This is a genomic window from Psychromonas sp. Urea-02u-13 (genome assembly GCF_002835995.1).
GTDB lineage: Bacteria > Pseudomonadota > Gammaproteobacteria > Enterobacterales > Psychromonadaceae > Psychromonas.
The window spans coordinates 14,015-34,216 of sequence record NZ_PJBZ01000079.1 but is presented as its reverse complement, the minus strand read 5'-3'; the positions used below and the strand labels follow the sequence as shown (position 1 = coordinate 34,216).

The following is a 20,202-nucleotide window of genomic DNA, read 5'->3' as shown; positions in this document are numbered from 1 at the left end:
TCGGCATGAATGAGAATGACTGATCGGCTTCGGTGAGAATGAGTGATCGACATCATGAGAATACGCAAAACGGACATATTAGTCATTATGTTGCGGTAAAAGAAGATATCACAGCGTTAAAAAAAGCCGAACAACGCATTATTCATATGGCGAATCATGATGTGCTAACGGGGCTACCAACAAGACGACTTGCTATGGACTGCCTAGTAAGCAGCTTAGAAAAGGCAAAGCGAAAGCAAACTAAAATGGCTATTTTGTTTATTGATCTTGATGGTTTTAAAACGGTTAATGATACGCTTGGTCATGAGGCAGGGGATCATGTTTTAATAGAAACGGCAACTCGCCTTAGCACCAGTTTGAGAGAAGGTGATACAGTAGCGCGCGTTGGAGGTGACGAATTCTGGATTATATTGACTAACATAAGCGATAGAAAATGTATTATAACGGCAGCAGAAAAACTGCTTAAAACAGTCGCTACTGCGTATCAATATGAAAATAATGAGATAAATATTGGTGTGAGCATTGGTATCGCTTTATACCCTGAGCATGGTAAAGATCCTCATGCATTAGTTAATTTAGCCGACCAAGCGATGTACAAAATAAAACACCAAGGGAAAAATAACTATGCATTTTCTGAAACAATGAAAACTGCAGAGGTAAGCAATACAAGCGACTTGTCCGTGTAACAAAATGATTTCCAGATAAATTTTTTAAAAAATCACACCAATAAAGAGGAAGTAGACTCATTTAATAATTTTTATGACTAAGTCGCTCTTATTAATAATAAAAAAGTATAATTTCCTGCGTTTTACCTACTGTAATTTGGAATTATTTTGTGTATCGGCTAATAACTTTTTAGTTTGCTCAAGGTTTAGAATATTATTAAACACCGCCCCTATATTGATAGTCACTTGTGACAGCATTTCTCTTTGCGCATTTGAAAATGCGCTAAATGAAGCGAGTTCAATCACCCCCATTACTTTTTTCTCGAAAATAATAGGTGTTACGAGAATATTTAATGGTGTTTTTTCACCTAAACCAGAATATATTTGAACGTAATCTTCAGGGGCATTAGTTATCAAAATCTGCTCTTTTTCTTTTGCGCACTGCCCTACTAACCCTTCACCTAATGTAATTTCATTTAACAGCCCTTTACGATTATCAAAAGCATAACTGGCCATCAAAGAAAGAGTCATGTAAGCCGTTCCGCTGACGTCTTTTCGATCGGATATATATAAGATACCGTGGCCAGATTCAGTCATTTTGGCCAAAGCAGAAATAATGGCATCCGATACAGCAGGTAGGTGTGTTGCGCCCTGAGTGATCTCTGTTATTTTTGATACTTGAGATTTGAGTGTATTTTGTAACTGTAAGCTTTCGTTGGCGCGTTGCATTTGCTGTTCACTTTTCTGCATGGCTAGGGTGCGATCTTTTATTTGTTTTTTCATCTCATTAAGTGCAATGCCAAGCCTATCATGGTCATTTTTTTGCTTCACCTCAACCGAAAAATCGCCATTAGAAATCGCATCAGCCTGATCTGAAATTTCATTTAAAATATCAACCATGGCATTAATGGACCTCGCCAAATCACCAATTTCATCAGAGCCGGGTTGTGCAATTTTTTGTGATAAATCCCCTGATGCAATGCGTTTCGCCAGATCTGTCATTTCAATGATAGGTCGAGTGATAGCGCGGATAGTTAAAGATATTAATATGCCCGCTATCAGTATGGCTAAGACGCTTCCCCAAATAATTTGATTTTGTACTGCAGCATCATTATTAAACTCCATTAGCTCTCTTTGCTTTAAAAGCTGTTCTTCATTGGCCACAAATCGAAGTAACTTAGCCCTCAGTTGATCCATCAGTTGCTTGCCCGTTTCGCTTGCAATCAACACACTGATGTCTTGCATAGTGACTTGCCCTAATATTATTTTGTCTCGTTCAACAATAATAGGTTCGGCAGCTAACGAGAGCCACTGGACTTGCAACTCCCTTATTTTCTCGAGTAAGCGGACTTGTTCAATATTGTCTGACACTAACCCTAACGTCGTTTCATAGACCTTTATAAAATGTGTTTTACCTTGTTCAAAAGGGACTAAAAAATTCAACCTACCAGTAATAAGGTAACCACGTAATCCCGTCTCCATGTTCAGTAATTCTTTCTCTAATTGGTGACCAACGGCAATCACGTTAAGTGTATGTTTTGTCCAAATTCCCGTTTCTTTATTATTATTGATATTACGGTAGGTATTCACTGCTTGAATTGACAAAATGAATAAAATGAGGAAATAGCCAATCACTAACTGTATACGTAGTGTTTTAAATTTATTGGGTAACATTTTCATACTCTCCCCGGCCTTATTGGGCATCAATTACTGTCGTAAATTAGTGTCGTCAATTAGTGTCATCACATACTTATATTGCAATGTTAAGAGCCTGCTTGTAAGTCTCTAAGCAATTGTTTACTTTTTTGCTGATTAATAATAAATCCAATATATTCAGTCACTTGCTGTAACATTTCTTGTTGTACTTGAGTGAAAGGAGAAAATGAAGCGAGCTCAATCACCGCGATCAATTTTTGTTCAAACATCACAGGGGTGAGTATAATATTAAGCGGTAGTTGCTTGCCTAAAGCAGAATTAATATAAATATAATCCCCCGGCACTTCTGTCACAATAATAGTCATTTTCTCTTTAGCACATTGCCCAACTAGCCCGGCACCAATCGGGACCACTTGAGAAACATGGTTCTTTTTCAACGCGTAACTGCCCATCAATGTTAAACAATCTTTAAGATTGCCATTATTTTCATTCGCGACATACAATGCGCCATGGCCAGCCCCTGTTAATTTAGCCAAGGAAGAAATAGTTTTGTCGCAAATTGTCTGTAAATAATTACTTTTATTGTCAAACTCGGTCATTTTAGATAGCTGGTTTTTGAGCTCATTTTGTTGCACTAAGGTATTATTAGCAGCTTGGAGCGCCCCCTCACTTTCCTGCATTAAGCGTGTACGATAAGTGATTTGGTTCTTCATTTCATTGAGTGAAATGGCAAGTTTATCAGTTTTACTTTGAGGTAATATTTCAACAGAAAAGTCCCCCTGTGCAATTAAATCAGCTTGATTAGCAATCTCATTCAGTGTTTCAACCATCGCGTTAATTGCAGTGGCAAGTTTACCGATTTCATCCCCTCTATTATTTTCAAAACGCAGCGATAAATCACCTTTAGCAATATTAGTCACCACTTTCATCATGGCATTAATTGGCTGACTGATTAAGCGGCTCAGAATAATCGTTGAAAGTAACCCCGCTAATAAAATAAATAAACCAATAATAAGAGAGACAACTTGGCGATTATTAATACTGTTTAACGTCTCGCTAAAAGCGCTCTGTTGAGACTTTTCAAGGATATTTTTAATGACATGCAGTAACGGTTCTATTTTATGTGCAGCATTGCGTAATGCTTGGGTATACGTATATGCGAGTTTATTCTCAGTAGTTAAATGATTAAACGAAAAATCATAGGTATTCAATAATGCGAGTAAATTCTCGCTATGCTTAACGGGAATTTTTGATGCGTTAATTTGCTTTTTTAACGCCAAAATTGACGCATTTGTTTTTGTCGCATAATGTTCATCAGCCGTCAGTAAATAGCTCTTTTCATTGCGTCGAATTTGCAACGCGAGAGCCGGTCCATTTTCAATAAACACCCCCATAATAGAGGCTTCCATTTTGTGTGAGAACAGCCTTAACTGCTCATAAGCAATTACTTTTTCACGGCTATCTTGCTGAATAAGATAATGACTTAAAGCTTGCTTATATCCCGCTAACGCTTGTTGTTGCATTTGCTTTGCATTCGCTTGCAACGCACTAAGAGAAAGCATGCTTTCATATTTCAGTAGTGTTGAAAATAGCCGTTGCATATACTTGTCATCTTGCGTTCGCACAAAATCTTTTTCCCAGCGTCGTAATAACAAATATTGCTGATATAAATTTGCAACATCATATTCAGCAAGCGCAGTACTTAAAGAATGAGCGGCTTGGGTGAAATCCCTCTGTAGCCCCGTACGAGAATTTAAGCCCATTTTTTCTTTAACCCTGACAAGATTAGTAAAACTTTTTTGATATTTTTCAGCGTTTTGAGAGAGCATTTCAATATGCTCTGAAATAGCTAAATGTGGATTTTTAGATGCAATTTGTTGTAATAATTCAATCTTATTTTGAAAGTTATGCCATTCTTTTTGATGTTGTTGTACGTAGGTTAAATTGTTTCTGAGTAAAAAATCTTTTTCTCTTCGTCTCAATTGTAATAAAGAAATATTAACATCATCCGCTATATTTTCTATCGCAATGTCATTATGGAGCAGTTTGTTAAAATTATTTTGACTAAAATTGATGGTGGAATTATTGAACACTAATAAACAAGAAAGCATAAGCAATACGATGCCAAAACTAAGGGATAGCTTTTTGGTTAGGCTAATATCACTAATTAACATGCTGTCATTTTCCCTAATATACGATGGAAAAACCTATTTAGACGACGATGATGATGCTTCAAGTATTACAAGCATAGCTTATAATATTGGGGTTCAGTCGATTGTTGTCTTTCACTTTTATTTTCCAATCCGAGGCGTTCTACTAGACCAATATAAAGGCGAGTTCAACGGGCTTTCTTAATAGGATAATCACCTATTAAATTCGCTGGTTATCAGATTGATTTGTTGAGCGCTATAAACGCTGATTTTTTAATAATCAAATGAGTTCCAATAATATTATATTGCGCTTACTGGAAATTTTTTTGACTGATCAACGGTCTTTTATTACAAGCAATTATTGTCAGCATTAAGCGCTAAAAAAACGTGCCTATTTTCATTGCCTAAAAAGTAAAAATGAGGCAACAGTCGCTTAATAAAATATTAAGCAGACACCGTTAAGGGCACACAGGCCCACACTATATTTCTATTACATGGACCCACTAACTTATGAACTATAAAAAAATTGCACTCGCGTTTGCCGCGCTTATTGCGGTCATTTTAATTTTTCAATTTAAGCACTTAATTAGCCTTGAAAATGCAAAACAATACCAAGCGCAATTAACCCAATTTATTAGCCACAATTTTATTACCGCGTTTAGTTTATATTTTGTGACTTATGTTTTAGCCACGGCCCTTTCAGTGCCCGGCGCCGCAATCCTAACGTTACTGAGCGCGGCCTTGTTTGGCTTCTGGCCAAGTGTGCTTTTAGTATCCTTTGCAAGTTCCATTGGTGCTTTATTCGCCTTTTTATTCAGTCGTTATCTGTTAAAAGATTGGGTGCAAGCACGCTTTAAAGATCATCTCTCATCCATCAATGCAGGCATCAGTAAAGATGGTGCTTTGTATTTGTTGTCATTGCGATTAATACCGGTTTTTCCCTTTTTCATGATCAATTTATTAATGGGATTAACACCGATAAAAGCACGCACTTATTATCTATTCAGCCAACTTGGCATGTTTCCGGCAACGTTAGTGTATTTAAATGCCGGCACGCAACTCAGTGAAATAAATTCATTATCCGGTCTTGTTTCACCGAACGTATTAATGGCCTTTGCATTATTAGGGCTGTTTCCTCTCCTGCTGAAAATGGTCATCAACACTGTAAAACGTAATGTGGTTTATAAAGCCTGGAAAAAACCTAAATACTTTGACCAAAACATGATTGTTATTGGCGCAGGTGCGGGTGGGTTAGTCAGTTCATATATTGCAGCAGCGGTTAAAGCTAAGGTCATATTGGTTGAAAAACATAAAATGGGAGGCGATTGCTTAAATACTGGCTGTGTTCCCTCAAAAGCATTAATTCGAGTCTGTAAAAATATTAAAGAAATTAATGATGCACAAAAATTTGGTATCGATGCACAAATTAACCACATCGACTTTAAAAAAATACAAACCAGAATCAAAGATGTGATTAGTAAAATTGAACCTCATGATTCTATTGAGCGTTATCAAGCATTAGGCGTTCAATGCCTACAAGGTGATGCTAAAATATTAAATCCATGGCAGGTTCAGATTAACGATCAGGTGATTAGCACTAAAAACATTGTTATCGCAACCGGCGCGAAACCTTTCATTCCCGCGATTCCAGGCATTGAGTCGATTCAATTTGCAAGTTCAGATACCATTTGGGATATTGAGCAATTACCAACACGTTTATTAGTGATTGGTGGCGGCCCGATTGGCGCAGAACTTAGCCAATGTTTTAACCGCCTTGGTTGCCACGTGACGATTGTTGAATTTGCAGATCAAGTATTAGCCAAAGAAGATAAAGATGCGGCTAATCTTGTTGAGCAGCAGCTAAGCGATGAAGGGGTGACACTATTACTGAAACACAAATTAGTTAAATTCGAGAAAACACCCACCGAGCAAGTTGCCCATCTTGAAGTTGATGGGCAAGCATTAACCGTTATTTTTGATTTGGTTTTATTTGCCGTCGGCCGTAAAGCGAACGTGACAGGGTTCGGACTTGAAAAATTAGACATAGCCTTAACTAAAACAGGTACCATTGAAGTTAACGAGTACTTACAAACAAAGTATCCCAATATCTACGCGGTAGGTGATGTCACTGGGCCGATTCAATTAACCCATTTTGCAGCGCATCAAGCATGGTATGCGGCTGTTAACGGTTTATTTGGTGCGCTTAAAAAATTCAAAGTAGATTACTCTGTTATCCCCGCGGTCACTTATACTTTCCCAGAAGTTGCACGTGTGGGTATTAATGAAAAAGAAGCGTTAGCAGCCAAACTTGATATTGAAATAACCCAATTTGAAATTAATGACTTAGATCGCGCCATTGCAGATGGTAATGATCTAGGCTTTATAAAAATCATTACCCCAAAAGGCAGCGATCGTATTTTAGGGGCAACGATTGTAGGCAGTCATGCTGGTGAGTTATTAGCTGAATTTACCTTAGCGATGCGTTACAAATTAGGCCTGAATAAAATATTGGCGACCGTTCATCCTTATCCAACCATGAGTGAAGCAGCAAAATATACTGCGGGGGTTTGGAAGAAAAACCATGCACCACAAAAAATATTAACGTGGGTTGAAAAGTATCACCAATTCACAAGAAAGCATTAATTTACAAAGTACATTAATCTACAAAAGACAGGGATTTCATGAAAAATTTAATGGAGCAAAAAATGCTTAAGAAAGTAATACTAAAAATAGCTATTGCGACGGTTTTTGTAAGCACATCGAGTTTCTCGCTTGCTCAGGATACAACAACCATATCAAAAAACTTAGATTGGCCACGCATTGAGAAACAAGCAAAGGGGCAAACGGTTTATTTTTATGCTTGGGGTGGTAGCCAACAAATTAATAATTATTTACGTTGGGCAGACAAACAATTACAACAGCAATTTGATGTGCGTCTGCAACATGTCAAAGTTGATGATATCTCTACTGCAATTAGTCGTTTACTGGCCGAGAAAGCGGCCGGTAAAGTGACTGGAGGCACTATCGATATGCTTTGGATTAATGGTGAAAACTTTAAAAACATGAAACAAAACCAGCTCATTACCCAGCCTTTTGCGCAACAATTACCCAGCTGGCAGTTTGTTAATAAAGACTTCCCTGTCGATAATGACTTTACAGAACCGACTGAGGGCTTAGAAGCGCCTTGGGGCATCGGGCAACTTATCTTTATCCACGATAAAAAACGCACTCCAACACCGCCAACATCGATGAAGCAATTACTCACATTTGCCCAACAAAATCCTAATAAATTCAGCTACCCACAACCGCCCTCTTTTCATGGCACAAGTTTTTTAAAAACGGCTTTACTTGAATTAGTGGAAGATCCCGCGCTTTTATATCAAGCGGTTGATGAAAAAACCTTTGTTAAAACGACGCAACCCTTGTGGCAATACCTAGACCAATTGCACCCGCTAAGCTGGCAACAAGGCAAACAGTTCCCGACCTCAAGTGCGCACACCATGCAATTGTTAGATGACGGCGAATTAGACTTAGCGATTTCATTTAACCCTAATGAAGTCAGTAGCGCACAAAGCAACGGCACCCTAGCGGAGACAACGGATTCTTATGCGATGGAAAATGGCGCGTTATCTAATATCCATTTCTTATCGATTCCCTTTAACGCCAATGCAAAACAAGGTGCACTTGTGGCCATTAACTTTTTGTTAAGTCCCGAAGCACAATCTAAAAAAGGGGATTTAAGCCAATGGGGCGACCCTTCAGTGCTTAAAACGCAATATATTACTGGTAGCGCTGCAAACACTAAATTGTTTAAATCGGTTGCGGAGCCTCACCCTAGTTGGCAAGCAGCACTCGAACAAGCGTGGCAACAACGTTATGGTCATTAATTTCCCTTTATTAAAACAGGCCACTTAGCCATTGAACGTCCTTTATTAAAACAGGTCATTTAATCTGTGAATATGATAGAAAAACATGAATAATTGCATTAAAAAAACAACTAAAACCAGTATATTAATACTGGTTTTAGTTCTTTGCTTCCTACCGATGTTACCGGGATTAAGCGGTTTATTATTAGCAGCCTTTGCGATTAACCCGCGGCTTAATCAATTTCACGGGTCATTATCTGGTTTTGAACAATTAGCCCAATTCCCGGGTATTAGTCAATCCATTTTAATGACACTGAATGTCAGTATTATCAGTACCTTTCTATCGGTTCTCATTAGCTTCGTCATTTTAAGACGTTGGTATCAATCAAAACATTGGCAAAAAATTGAAAATGCAATTGCGCCTATCCTGGCATTACCACATGTCGCTTTTGCTATCGGTTTTGCCTTTTTGTTTACACCCAGTGGTTTTATTTCACGACTAAGCACTGAGCTCTTTGAGTTTGCACTGTTTACTGACGTACAAATTATTAAACATCAACTGGGTTTGATTATCGGACTAACACTGAAAGAGGTGCCCTTTATTTTGTTTATGAGCATCGCATTGCTAAAACAACTTAATATAAAACAATCACTTCAATGCGCACAAAGCCTTGGTTTTAGCCAGCAGCAAGCATGGCTGAAAGTTATCTTTCCACAATGGTTACCTAAGATGCGTTTTTCTATCATTGCGATTATGGCGTACAGCTTGTCGGTGGTGGATGTCTCGCTTATTATTGGGCCAAGCATTCCATCCACCTTGCCGGTGATGATTTGGTCTTGGTTAAATGAATCCAATCTCGATACACATTTAATGGCAGCATCAGGCGCATTGGTACTGGCGCTACTGTGTGTATTGTTAGTTTATACGGTGATTTTTGTTGAGTGGTTAATCGTCAAAAAATGCACAAGTTGGCAATTTAGTGGCAGAAAAACGTTAACTGGTTGCAAGGGGATTTCTTTATTTACTCGCCTGAGTAAAGCGAGTCTAGCTGGCTTAGGAAGCTTAGGCCTAATTAGTGTTTTATTAGCCAGCTCATTAAGCTTAATCATGATTATTGTTTGGTCCTTTTCCAAACGCTGGCCCTACCCACATATATTACCTTCAAACTGGTCGCTGCAATTCTGGCAATCTGAATTACCTTATTTATTCGATACTTTTGTAACCAGCATTGGCTTGGCAATGTTAAGTGCAACTATTGCATTACTTTTGGTGCTGGTATTATTAGAGGTTAATAACAGAAACAATATCTCGCATAAAGTACGCTTAGTGATCCCGATGATTCTGATTGTGACACCTATTATCGCACCGCAACTTTCTCTCTTATTAGGCATTCAGTTAGCCGCTATTTATATTGGTGCTGAACACTTTTATTTATGGGTACTTTGGTCACACGTATTTTTTGTCTTCCCGTATATTTATTTAAGCTTAGACGGTCCTTGGCGTAGCTTTGACCAAGGTTTTAATAAAGTAGGGTTAAGCTTAGGAAAATCTGCATGGACAGTATGGTGGACCATTAAAATACCTTTGTTACTGCCGGCGATAGTCATTTCGATGGCGGTCGGAATAAGTGTTAGTCTGGCGCAATTTTTGCCCACTTTAATGTTAGGTGCAGGACGCATCGCGACTATTACCACAGAAGCCGTGGCACTATCGAGCGGACAAGATAGAAGAGTCATGGCCATTTATGCATTGTTGCAAACCATTACCCCACTTTTCTTTTTTGCTGTGGCGCTGTTTATCGCAAAAAAAACGGGGCCATTAGAAAGTCGAACGCCATTTTCATTTAAAAAACAGCTGAAGCAACACAAACACAAACGCACGAAGCACGAAGCACGAAGCATTTAATATGAAGAATTTGTTATGAACAACTTAAAAATCAAGCAATTAAGCCTACGTGACCAACAGGGTAATATACTCATCAATAACCTGAGCTTTGAAATTAAAGCCGGCGAAGTATTATCACTCATGGGCCCCAGTGGCTGTGGAAAGTCTACTCTATTGCACGCTATCGCAGGCCACCCTCTTAACGATTTTAATGTATCGGGTGAAATATCACTCAATGGAAAATCACTTAATTCGCTAGCCGTAGAGCAAAGACAAATTGGTTTCCTTTTTCAAGAAGATTTGTTATTTCCACATTTGAATATATGGCAAAACTTAGCCTTTGCATTACCCGATGACATCAAAAAGAAACACAGAAAAACACAAGCGCTAATCGCCTTAGAAGAGCATAACTTACTGATGCTTGCTGATAAAAATCCCAGTCAAATAAGTGGTGGCCAACGTGCAAGAGTTAGCATGATTAGACTGTTATTAGCCAAGCCACAAGCTGTGCTTTTAGATGAACCCTTTAATAAATTAGACCAACAATTACGCCAAGAATTTAGACAATGGGTATTTGATTTAATTAAACAAAATAGCCTACCCGTTTTGATGGTCACACATGATCAAGAAGATATTCCATTAAATGCCAAAACGATTATTTGGCCCGAACAACAATAGGAAGCACTATGTTAGATCGTTACACCATAAAAATGGTGCGTAAACCACTTGAGTTGATGACCACTAAAATCAACCAGATGAATATAAAAGCAGATAGCATTACGCTAATGGGGTTTGCCTTAGGTGTATTTGCTTTTATTGCCATTGCATTTCAATGGTATGGCTTGGGTTTACTGTTCATTTTAGGCAATCGCATATTTGATGGACTCGATGGCGCCGTCGCACGACTTCAAGGTATCAGTGACGCCGGTGGTTTTTTAGATATCACCTTAGACTTCATTTTTTATTCCTTGATCCCCTTTGCCTTTGTTTTAGCGTTACCACAAGAAAATGCAGTGGCTGGCGCTTTTTTAATCTTCTCATTTATCGGCACAGGGTCTAGCTTTTTAGCCTTTGCTACGTTAGCCAGTAAACGAAAAATAGAAAACCCAGTTTATCGTTCTAAGTCGCTTTATTACATTGGCGGTCTGGCTGAAGGCACTGAAACCATCGCCTTTTTAGTGTTGTTATGTTTATTACCGCACTACTTTTCAGAACTTGCAATTGGCTTTAGTTTATTATGTTGGATCACCACATTTAGCCGAATATGGGCGGGTTACCACACGTTAAAAAACGCTCAACAAACACCTGAAAATACAGTACCTAAAAATAATGAGTCATTATGAATAGCTTCATCGCCAATGAACAAATCATCCGCCCGACTATTTTTATCGTATTATTAGTAATACTGGCGATTGCCGAGTATTGTTACCCACTCGCAAAACGTAAAAGTAGCCACATTAGACAATGGTCAACGAACATTGCTTTGGTGGTTATCGCGAGCTTATTATTAAAAGTAAGCCTGCCGATGTTGGCCGTTGGCGCTGCACAATGGAGTCAGACGAATACAATAGGTTTGTTTAATTATATTGATTTGTTTAGCAGTGGTTATGCACCTATCGGCATTTTTTTCCTGTCGATTGTGCTGATGGATTTCATCATCTATTGGCAACATGTATTAATGCATAAAGTGCCATTATTGTGGAGAATGCATCAAGTCCATCACAGTGAAGCAGCATTAGATGTGAGTAGCGCCGTGCGGTTTCATCCCTTTGAACTGTTGTTTTCGATGATAATAAAAATGGCTTTTATTATCATGCTCGGTCTTCCTGTTATGGCGGTTATCATTTTTGAAATAATATTAAATGCCATGGCGCTGTTTAACCACAGCAATATCAAACTACCTAAAAAAGTGGAATTAGCGCTGAGAAAAATTGTGGTCACACCAGAAGTGCATTGGATTCACCACAGTCAAATAGTGCGCGAGACCAACAGTAATTACGGTTTTAATTTAATTATATGGGATAAGTTATTTGGCTCGTATATCGCTAAACCTAAGCAAGATTATAAAGACTTACAACAGGGCCTCAGCCAATATAACAAACAACAACCGCTTAATATTATTCGTTTGTTAATATTACCGTTTACCAGCAAGTGAAAAGCATCACCCATCAGCAAAGAATAAAGGTAACCAAAGACGACCACAAAGCCACTGCGTTACACAGAGAACACGAAGAAACATCAAAAGCTTAGAATCTAGGTTTAGTTTTGACCTTACCTTCGTGTTCTTCGTGCCTTCGTGGTCAATCGCTTTGACTTCAATAATCAAACAGATAAATTACCACGAAGCCACTACGCTACACAGAGAGCGCGAAGAAACATCAAAAGCTTAGAATCTAGGTTTATTTTTGACCTTACCTTCGTGTTCTTCGTGCCTTCGTGGTGAATTGCTTTTGCTCTTATTGATAATGCACTTAAAGCGGTAAGTGCCCTGTTTTTACTAAAAGGATTGTTTCCTGGTCGACAAAAGGAAAATGCTCACTCATATGTGGACTACGGATCCAGGTATTTTCAGGGTAACTGCCATGCTCATCTTGGAACTCGCCCGATAACACTAACACCTCTTCTCCACCAAAATATTTATGGGCTTGAAATCGTTCATTAGCAGGCCATTTAACTAACGCGACATGCTCATGTTCAAATTCATGTAACGGCATCACTTGTAATCCACCCATGCCCTGAAACCATTCAGTTTGCTGAGTATTAATATGCACAGCTTGTAAGTCTTGTTCATTAAACTGATTCAATTTCACAAAAATAATACAGCCTTGTTGGCTAAAAGGAGTGTGCTTACTGCCCGGCGGATTACGAATATAAGTCCCCTTCGGGTAATCGCCCCTCTCATCGGAAAAAACACCTTCTAACACAAATATCTCTTCACCCATTGGGTGAGCATGCTGACTAAAACTGGAGCCTGGCGCATACTCAACGATGCTAGTAATGTGCCCTACTTTCTCTTCAGAGCGCGCTAACGGTTTGCGTAATACCCCCGCAGACGGACTTTTAATCCACTGTTGCTCATTACTATTAATGACCACACGTTTTGTGAAATCTAGATTTAACATTATTTAATTTCTCCCCGCCATAACACCACCATCAATATCCCATACTGCACCTGTTACCCATTGTGCCTGGTCTGACAATAGAAAAGCGATAGTTTGTGCGACTTCATCAGCACGCCCAATGTGGCCAATAGGATGAAAAGCATTAAACCCTGCTAACGCTTCATCTAATACTTCAGGCTCAATAAACGCTTCGTAAATAGGTGTTTTAACCACTGCAGGCGAAACCGCATTCACACGAATACCAACTTCAGCTAATTCCATTGCCATATGTTGCGTTAATGCGTGTAAGCCCGCTTTAGCCATTGAATAGGCCGAAGAAGGGGTCGCTTTAATCGCTTGTTTTGCCCACATAGAGCCAATATTCACAATGCTACCAAACCCTTGTTTGGCCATATTCTTCGCAACCGCCTGAGAAAGTATAAAGGTGGCTTTGTTTACCTGCATATAAGTATCGTAGTCTGCCTCATCATGTTCCAGAAAAGGTTTTGGATTAAACGAACCCGCGGTATTAACCAGATAAGTAATTTTTGTTTCATCACCATGAATATAATTAACGAGTGTTTGTAAGCTGTTTTTATCGTGTAAATCAATCTTGAGTGCAGTTGCTTTACCCAGTGTGTTTAATTGTATTAATGCATGGTTAATTTTAGCTTCATTCCGCCCAACTATCACCACTTCAACATTATGTTGAGCAAGGTATTTCGCAGTTTCAAAACCCATACCACTTGTGCCACCAATAATTAACGCTACGCCAGTTTGTTTAAATTTCATATAGTTCTCTTTATTTATATAGGTTGTTTCGGCTTATTTGATGCGTTAATCTTAAGCGCTTGTTAGCGATTAAAAAACCAGGCACATTTTGGTTAGCTAGGTACTTTTTGGTACATCTTGATGAATTTAAAAGAGAATATAATTTTGAAAAAAGTTTCAGGAAGGTTTCACCAGATAAATCGGCACGTATGGTAGAAACAGTCGTTGGCTGTAAATGGTCTTTAACGGTTTACCAATTAATTGCAAACGATATCAATCGTCCTGGCGAGATGGTGCGCAACGTCGAAGGTTTAACCACTAAGGTATTGAATACTTGCCTAAAGAAAAATACGGATTTTGGAATTCTTGAGCGAATTGCTTATAACGAAGTACCGCCACGTGTTGAATATAACGTGACCGATTTTGGTGGTAAATTTATTAAGATATTAGATGCGTTGCAACAACTACAAGATGAGATTTCAGAAGATATTAACCTATCAAGCTAGCCAATTAGTCATACACCAAAAAATAGCGCGTTCAGATTAACAATACATCATCGACGCGCCAGTTATTTAAACCTAATTAACCCTTTAAATGGCTAAATACTTCAATTCAATATCAAGTGCGAGTGCATCTAAAACAGATTGTGTACAGGCTTGATGCGAGATAGTCCCACTTTTAAGCTCTACCAAAGCAACCGCTGAGATCGTCGAAAAGTCTTTTCCTGCCATCTGCATCTGTATCAACGCCACCTGTAATGCGGGCAAGCTTGGGTTAAACGCTGCATTTTCCGCGTACGCGCCACAATAGAATGATTCACCTTCTGTATTAAGCTCAATCGCGATGCCACCGTAGCTACCTGAATAAGGCGCATGACTAATATTTAACGCATCAATCGCTTTTTGCATTAACTGATCTGCTTCTGCACTCACATGTGTTAGTGGCTTACCGTCCATTAAACGGCTATCGATATCAAGATCTTTTGGCCCGAATGATTCAGGTAAATACTGCTGCAACGATTTTTCAGTTTGCTCTGGCAGCTGTACTCTCATCGACTCTGCAGTGCTTAGTTCATTCATAAACTGGCGACAATGTCCGCAGGGGCTGTAATTGATAGTGATATCTTGAAGGCCTTTTTCGCCTTTCATCCAAGCATGACTAATCGCCGACTGCTCCGCATGCACTGATTGTCCCAGTGGCACATTAAGGAACTCAATGTTTGCCCCAAAATATAATTGCCCAGAAAGGCCACGCGCAATCGCACCTACACAAAATTTTGAAATTGGAGAGATTGAATAACTGGCAGCTAAAGGCAGCAGTGCTAAGCGTAATTGTTTGTCAGTGAGTCCGGTTTGTTTGATCAGTTGTTCAAACTGTGGCGCTGAAATGGTGGCACCAAAATGTTTATCTTCCACAATAGGTTTAATATACATGGCGATATTTTCTGGTAATGCGTTTAATGCGTTTTGTAATTGCTTGTTCATCGCAAGATCCCTTTCTTCAATTTTATAAAACACTTTTATTATGCTTATATACAAATAATAAGTGCAAAAATGTAATCTGTGTATTCATCGTTTAACGCTTTATTTTCAGCGCTATTCACTAAGTGATGATCTTATTTATTATCTAAATGCTTGTTTGAATTATTCTTCTCGTTACTGAATAACCTACCACTGTATTTATACAAAAGCTCACCGCAATAATTCATTAGAAATCCAAAAATAGCGCCAATAAACAAACCAATAAAGGCCGATGTCCATAGGCCATTTACAGAAAAAATAGCAGCCGCGCCCATAAAGGTACCGGGAATAAATTTAAGAAGATTGAATTTAGCCTGAATGCACATACAGAAAGCAAAAACAGCCGTGGCAGCATAAGTGGCAAGATCACCTTGCATATAAGAGGAAGCAAGTATGATTAATATTGCCCAACCCGCACCACTAAAATTAGTCAGCCAAACTTGCGTTAACCCTTTAAAACCTTTATCAGTACACGCAAAATAGCTAGTTGCGCCCAAAAAAGCCAACCAGCTTGCGATATCAAAGAGGCCCGTAAACCAAACTAATACAGCGGAAAGAATACCCGTGCTAACGGATAATGCAAAAAGTAAGCTCATCGACAAGCCCTAATAAATAAATCCTAATATTAACGCTATAAATGTTTTCGACATCGTAAACAAAAAAAGCTTAATACATTGTTATACCCGTTATCAATCATGATAATGGATATATAAGCACAATGTATTAAGCATTATATTTATTATTGAAATTAAATATCTTCAGCACGAATCAAACGATAAACATCAGGCGTCGCTTGATAAGCTTCATCACCCACTTTAATCGCGTTTAATAAAGCGTTTGCAGCTTCCTGCCATTGCGCTTCACTGCGTGCATGAATAACCGCTAATGGTTTTTGGCTATCGGCAGTTTCACCTAAACGAATGAATTGATCAAAACCAACAGCATAATCAATGCTGTCCGTTGCAACACGGCGACCACCACCCATACTAACAACGGCCATGCCAATTGCACGTGTATCCATTGCCGAAACAATGCCACTTTGATTAGCGTAAACCGCTTTAGCAATCGGCGCTTTTTCTAAATAGTGTTCATAATTTTCAATAAAGTCTTTTGGTCCACCTAATCCTGCAACCATTTTTCCAAAGCATAAAGCTGCACGACCATTATCAAGCACGGTTTGTAATTTTTCACGCGCATCTTGCTCGTCTTTTGCTAAGTTACCTAACACCAACATCTCAGCACAAAGCGCCATGGTAATTTCAAATAAACGTGGATTTCTAACTTCGCCGGTTAAAAACTGCACCGCTTCGCGCACTTCTAAAGCATTACCCGCTGAAGAGGCTAATACTTGGTTCATATCGGTCAAAATAGCAGTGGTTTTAGTACCTGCACCATTCGCCACAGCAACAATCGATTTTGCTAATTCTTCAGAAGCTTCGTAAGTCGGCATAAACGCGCCAGAGCCTACTTTTACATCCATCACTAATGACTCAAGGCCAGCAGCCAGCTTTTTAGAAAGGATAGAAGAAGTGATAAGAGAAATACTGTCCACCGTTGCAGTGATATCGCGCGTTGCATAAACACGCTTATCCGCAGGCGCTAAATCACCCGTTTGACCAATCACCGCGACACCCGCATCTTTAGTCACTTGGCCAAAAAGTGCATTGTCAGGAGTAATATTATAACCAGGAATAGATTCTAGCTTGTCTAATGTGCCACCAGTATGTCCAAGGCCACGGCCCGAGATCATCGGTACAAAACCGCCACAAGCAGCCACCATAGGACCTAACATTAACGAGGTTACATCACCCACACCACCCGTTGAATGTTTATCAACAATGGGGCCGGAAAACTTCATATGATCCCAATTAATCACCATACCAGAGTCACGCATTGCGCACGTTAGCGCGATACGTTCAGGCATGGTCATTTCATTGAAGAAAATAGTCATGGCAAACGCACCAATCTGACTTTCTGAAATAGTATCGTCGGCTACACCTTGAATAAAAAAATTAATTTCTTCGGTGCTAAGTACTTCACCGTCACGCTTTTTACGAATAATTTCTTGAGGTAAAAACATATGAATCTCCGAATATTTCTTAATGTTATGAATGATGATTTAACAGTTAATGGCTAAGGCCTGAATGACATCTATTGTTAATATAAAAACAGATGCCATCGTGGTAAACACTGTTAATAAGCGCGATTAATAAGCTGCAGAATCAACTACTTCATCAGTAATTTCTAAGGTATTAAGTAAGCTCGTTAACAAGCTTGATGCGCCAAAACGGTAATGCATGTTATCGGCCCATTGTGCACCTAAAATGTCATCAGCCATCGCTAAGTATTGCGCTGCATCTTGACTTGTTTTTACGCCACCAGCAGGTTTAAAACCAACCGTTTTAGCCACACCCATATCGCGGATCACTTTAAGCATAATTTCAGCAGCTTCTGGTGTTGCGTTAACCGGCACTTTACCCGTTGATGTTTTTATAAAATCAGCACCTGCTTTAATACATATTTCAGAAGCAAGTTTGATTAATGCAGGCTCTTTTAGCTCACCCGTTTCAATGATCACTTTAAGCGTAATATCGCCACAAGCCGCTTTACACTGTTTAACCAATTCATAACCCACTGTTTCATTACCCGCGATTAATGCGCGGTAAGGAAAAACCACGTCAACTTCATCGGCGCCGTAAGCAATTGCAGCATTTGTTTCAGCAACAGCAATATCGATATCATCGTTACCGTGTGGAAAGTTAGTCACTGTTGCGATACGTACTTCAGGCGTGCCTTGCGCGGCTAATGTCTTTTTAGCAATCGGAACAAAACGTGGGTAAATACAAACGGCAGCCGTATTACCTAACGCTGTTTTTGCGTTATGACACAACTCAATGACTTTTTGATCTGTGTCATCATCGTTTAATGTAGTTAAGTCCATTAACTTAAGTGCGCGTAGTGCTGCTGTTTTTAAATCAGACATAAATGACTCCGGAATATTTTTAGATAGAAGAAAATGATGTGACTAATATTACGCCCGGAAAACCAGACGATATATAGGGTTTTGTAAAAACATTATTGCCATATGGAAAATATAGAAGAGTAAAACAGACAAAGAAGAGACAGTCATATCAGTAAATAATGCACAAATCGTGGCTGTTATTTACTGATATATAGTTAAAGATGTCATCATTTGAAAGGGTTACGCGTGTTTAACAAAAGGTGTTAGTGCCACATCCCAATAAGCGGGGTAGCCAATATTCTCTTTTAAGAAAGAAATTATTGCGTTAAGTCGTTCCGGAAGATGCTTTTTACGCGGGTACACAGCGTAAACAGGCATTTCTAAATTGGTTTTCCAATCTGGCAATAATTGCACTAGCTGACCTGTTTTTAATTCGTCTGATAAGAGGTAAGTGGCAATATAACCAACGCCATGAGAGGCAATCACTGCGTCTCTCACCGCTTCAGAAAGATCCACACGATAGTTCCCTGATACACTGATATTTAGTTGCTCATTATTTTTCAAAAATGGCCAATCACTATAATCACGAAAACTGCTGTGGTAAGTCACACAATTATGATTTGACAAATCTTGCGGGTGTACAGGAGCACCATGCTTTTCAATATATTTAGGAGAAGCCGCTAATACAAAGTGCCCATCCGCCACACGCTGTGCGATATAACCTTCATTTATATTTTCATAGGTGGTTATCCAAAGGTGAATATCTTCTTCTAACATATCAATTTTACGATCCGTTAGGGTGATTTCAAAGTTAATCTCTGGATAGTTTTCTTGTAATTTATCTAATACCGGCAAGACATGCAAAGTGCCAAAAGAGCGCGATAATGCCAGGCGTATTGTGCCCGACATCTGTGTGGTGGCATCCATCATAGCGGCTTCTGCATTTTGCATAGCAGAATATAACTGCGCACAATATTCTGAAAACTCAATACCGGCATCGGTTAACGTTAAACTGCGTGTTGTACGCTGCACCAGTTGCACATTCAGCTCTGATTCTAACTGTGTCAGCTGCTTACTAACATGAGAAGTCGAGACCTCTAATCGTTCAGCCGCTTTAGTGAAACTGCCACTGATTTTTAAGATGTGCAAGATAAGCATCTGATTCGCTCGATTGTGCATCGTCACCCTTATATTAAGTTAAAAAACCATATTACAAAATTACCGATTATGACTCTACTCAAAACATTACTTTCCTCATGGAAACAATCCCACATCACAGATTTACTCTATTTATAGGTAAATATAGCGAGTTGAACGTTTATTTGAGAATAAATAGTTGCTATAGATTATGTTTTAATCTTAATTTTTAAGCATGACTTATGGCACAGGAACGATTCAGAGTAATAATTATAGGAGATGAGTATAGGTGATGTTTATAGGCGATCATTATAGGTGATCTTTGCAGGTAATAGATGATGCTATTTGAAAGGTTGATAGTTAAAGCGGGATCAAAAAAGGGTCCATGTTATATCGGGACCCTTTTTATTATTTATTAATCAGTTTTATTTGTGCCTCTAAGCACTGGATAATTTAAAAGGGCCCCTGTTATATCGACGGCCCTTTTTA

At 38.9% G+C, this 20,202-nt stretch carries 17 protein-coding genes; 8 read left to right on the top strand and 9 right to left on the bottom strand.

Annotated elements, in window-relative coordinates; genetic code table 11:
- Nucleotides 1-38 precede the first annotated feature (38 nt).
- On the top strand, nt 39-686 hold the full coding sequence (locus tag CXF74_RS15735; RefSeq protein ID WP_101083481.1) for a GGDEF domain-containing protein: 648 nt from the start codon (nt 39-41) through the stop codon (nt 684-686).
- Nucleotides 687-812: 126 nt separating this feature from the next.
- On the opposite strand, the gene CXF74_RS15730 is transcribed toward CXF74_RS15735, so the two are convergent.
- Both CXF74_RS15730 and CXF74_RS15725 read right to left on the bottom strand, forming a co-directional pair.
- Nucleotides 813-2,345, bottom strand: coding sequence for a CHASE3 domain-containing protein (locus tag CXF74_RS15730; protein WP_198552879.1), 1,533 nt, complete (start codon nt 2,343-2,345; stop codon nt 813-815).
- An 83-nt stretch (nt 2,346-2,428) separates the two neighbouring features.
- Nucleotides 2,429-4,495: a HAMP domain-containing protein gene (locus tag CXF74_RS15725; RefSeq protein WP_101083479.1), complete on the bottom strand. Its 2,067-nt coding sequence runs from the start codon at nt 4,493-4,495 to the stop codon at nt 2,429-2,431.
- Nucleotides 4,496-4,981: 486 nt separating this feature from the next.
- Between CXF74_RS15725 and lpdA the strand changes: the two genes are divergently transcribed.
- The 6 genes from lpdA (at nt 4,982) to CXF74_RS15690 (ending at nt 12,377) form a co-directional block, all read left to right on the top strand.
- On the top strand, nt 4,982-7,114 hold the full coding sequence (gene lpdA, locus CXF74_RS15715; RefSeq protein WP_101083477.1) for a dihydrolipoyl dehydrogenase: 2,133 nt from the start codon (nt 4,982-4,984) through the stop codon (nt 7,112-7,114).
- 62 nt (nt 7,115-7,176) lie between these two features.
- Nucleotides 7,177-8,358 carry an ABC transporter substrate-binding protein gene (locus CXF74_RS15710; RefSeq protein WP_101083484.1) on the top strand — a complete coding sequence of 394 codons (1,182 nt, stop codon included), beginning with the start codon at nt 7,177-7,179 and terminating at the stop codon, nt 8,356-8,358.
- 85 nt (nt 8,359-8,443) lie between these two features.
- The gene (locus CXF74_RS15705) at nt 8,444-10,243 is read left to right on the top strand and encodes an ABC transporter permease (RefSeq protein WP_198552878.1); all 1,800 of its coding nucleotides are present in this window, start codon (nt 8,444-8,446) and stop codon (nt 10,241-10,243) included.
- Nucleotides 10,244-10,258: 15 nt separating this feature from the next.
- Nucleotides 10,259-10,900 (top strand): ATP-binding cassette domain-containing protein, encoded by a 642-nt coding sequence (locus CXF74_RS15700; RefSeq protein WP_101083476.1) that lies wholly within the window; start codon nt 10,259-10,261, stop codon nt 10,898-10,900.
- A gap of 8 nt (nt 10,901-10,908) precedes the next feature.
- Complete coding sequence (locus tag CXF74_RS15695; RefSeq protein WP_101083475.1) at nt 10,909-11,565, top strand: CDP-alcohol phosphatidyltransferase family protein; 657 nt, start codon at nt 10,909-10,911, stop codon at nt 11,563-11,565.
- A complete protein-coding gene (locus CXF74_RS15690) occupies nt 11,562-12,377 on the top strand; it encodes a sterol desaturase family protein (protein WP_101083474.1) in 816 nt (271 codons plus the stop codon). Before CXF74_RS15695 ends, CXF74_RS15690 begins: the two co-directional genes overlap by 4 nt.
- 316 nt (nt 12,378-12,693) lie before the next feature.
- On the opposite strand, the gene CXF74_RS15685 is transcribed toward CXF74_RS15690, so the two are convergent.
- Nucleotides 12,694-13,344, bottom strand: a complete 651-nt coding sequence (locus CXF74_RS15685; protein WP_101083473.1) for a cupin domain-containing protein — start codon at nt 13,342-13,344, stop codon at nt 12,694-12,696.
- A gap of 3 nt (nt 13,345-13,347) precedes the next feature.
- On the bottom strand, nt 13,348-14,115 hold the full coding sequence (locus CXF74_RS15680) for an SDR family NAD(P)-dependent oxidoreductase (RefSeq protein WP_101083472.1): 768 nt from the start codon (nt 14,113-14,115) through the stop codon (nt 13,348-13,350).
- A 188-nt stretch (nt 14,116-14,303) separates the two neighbouring features.
- On the opposite strand from CXF74_RS15680, the gene CXF74_RS15675 reads away from it, so the two are divergent.
- The gene (locus CXF74_RS15675; protein ID WP_101083483.1) at nt 14,304-14,600 is read left to right on the top strand and encodes a winged helix-turn-helix transcriptional regulator; all 297 of its coding nucleotides are present in this window, start codon (nt 14,304-14,306) and stop codon (nt 14,598-14,600) included.
- A gap of 84 nt (nt 14,601-14,684) precedes the next feature.
- Here the strand turns inward: CXF74_RS15675 and cdd are convergent, their stop codons facing one another.
- From cdd to CXF74_RS15650, 5 genes are all read right to left on the bottom strand, one after another.
- Nucleotides 14,685-15,578: a cytidine deaminase gene (gene cdd / locus CXF74_RS15670; protein ID WP_101083471.1), complete on the bottom strand. Its 894-nt coding sequence runs from the start codon at nt 15,576-15,578 to the stop codon at nt 14,685-14,687.
- 131 nt (nt 15,579-15,709) lie between these two features.
- A complete protein-coding gene (locus CXF74_RS15665) occupies nt 15,710-16,210 on the bottom strand; it encodes a DUF1097 domain-containing protein (protein ID WP_101083470.1) in 501 nt (166 codons plus the stop codon).
- A 152-nt stretch (nt 16,211-16,362) separates the two neighbouring features.
- Nucleotides 16,363-17,694 (bottom strand): thymidine phosphorylase, encoded by a 1,332-nt coding sequence (gene deoA, locus CXF74_RS15660; protein WP_101083469.1) that lies wholly within the window; start codon nt 17,692-17,694, stop codon nt 16,363-16,365.
- Between the two features lie 126 nt (nt 17,695-17,820).
- A complete protein-coding gene (deoC, locus tag CXF74_RS15655; RefSeq protein WP_101083468.1) occupies nt 17,821-18,597 on the bottom strand; it encodes a deoxyribose-phosphate aldolase in 777 nt (258 codons plus the stop codon).
- Nucleotides 18,598-18,816: 219 nt separating this feature from the next.
- Nucleotides 18,817-19,755 carry a LysR family transcriptional regulator gene (locus CXF74_RS15650; protein WP_101083467.1) on the bottom strand — a complete coding sequence of 313 codons (939 nt, stop codon included), beginning with the start codon at nt 19,753-19,755 and terminating at the stop codon, nt 18,817-18,819.
- Nucleotides 19,756-20,202: the final 447 nt, after the last annotated feature.

Excerpts from the sequence above, each read along its gene's own strand:
- CXF74_RS15705 (WP_198552878.1), top strand. The coding sequence starts at position 8,444 with ATGAATAATTGCATTAAAAAAACAACTAAAACCAGTATATTAATACTG.
- CXF74_RS15725 (WP_101083479.1), bottom strand. The coding sequence starts at position 4,495 with ATGTTAATTAGTGATATTAGCCTAACCAAAAAGCTATCCCTTAGTTTT.
- CXF74_RS15680 (WP_101083472.1), bottom strand. The coding sequence starts at position 14,115 with ATGAAATTTAAACAAACTGGCGTAGCGTTAATTATTGGTGGCACAAGT.
- CXF74_RS15735 (WP_101083481.1), top strand. The coding sequence starts at position 39 with ATGAGTGATCGACATCATGAGAATACGCAAAACGGACATATTAGTCAT.
- CXF74_RS15695 (WP_101083475.1), top strand. The coding sequence starts at position 10,909 with ATGTTAGATCGTTACACCATAAAAATGGTGCGTAAACCACTTGAGTTG.
- CXF74_RS15730 (WP_198552879.1), bottom strand. The coding sequence starts at position 2,345 with ATGAAAATGTTACCCAATAAATTTAAAACACTACGTATACAGTTAGTG.
- CXF74_RS15685 (WP_101083473.1), bottom strand. The coding sequence starts at position 13,344 with ATGTTAAATCTAGATTTCACAAAACGTGTGGTCATTAATAGTAATGAG.
- deoC (WP_101083468.1), bottom strand. The coding sequence starts at position 18,597 with ATGTCTGATTTAAAAACAGCAGCACTACGCGCACTTAAGTTAATGGAC.
- CXF74_RS15700 (WP_101083476.1), top strand. The coding sequence starts at position 10,259 with ATGAACAACTTAAAAATCAAGCAATTAAGCCTACGTGACCAACAGGGT.
- CXF74_RS15665 (WP_101083470.1), bottom strand. The coding sequence starts at position 16,210 with ATGAGCTTACTTTTTGCATTATCCGTTAGCACGGGTATTCTTTCCGCT.
- CXF74_RS15675 (WP_101083483.1), top strand. The coding sequence starts at position 14,304 with ATGGTAGAAACAGTCGTTGGCTGTAAATGGTCTTTAACGGTTTACCAA.
- deoA (WP_101083469.1), bottom strand. The coding sequence starts at position 17,694 with ATGTTTTTACCTCAAGAAATTATTCGTAAAAAGCGTGACGGTGAAGTA.
- lpdA (WP_101083477.1), top strand. The coding sequence starts at position 4,982 with ATGAACTATAAAAAAATTGCACTCGCGTTTGCCGCGCTTATTGCGGTC.
- CXF74_RS15690 (WP_101083474.1), top strand. The coding sequence starts at position 11,562 with ATGAATAGCTTCATCGCCAATGAACAAATCATCCGCCCGACTATTTTT.
- CXF74_RS15650 (WP_101083467.1), bottom strand. The coding sequence starts at position 19,755 with ATGCACAATCGAGCGAATCAGATGCTTATCTTGCACATCTTAAAAATC.
- CXF74_RS15710 (WP_101083484.1), top strand. The coding sequence starts at position 7,177 with ATGCTTAAGAAAGTAATACTAAAAATAGCTATTGCGACGGTTTTTGTA.
- cdd (WP_101083471.1), bottom strand. The coding sequence starts at position 15,578 with ATGAACAAGCAATTACAAAACGCATTAAACGCATTACCAGAAAATATC.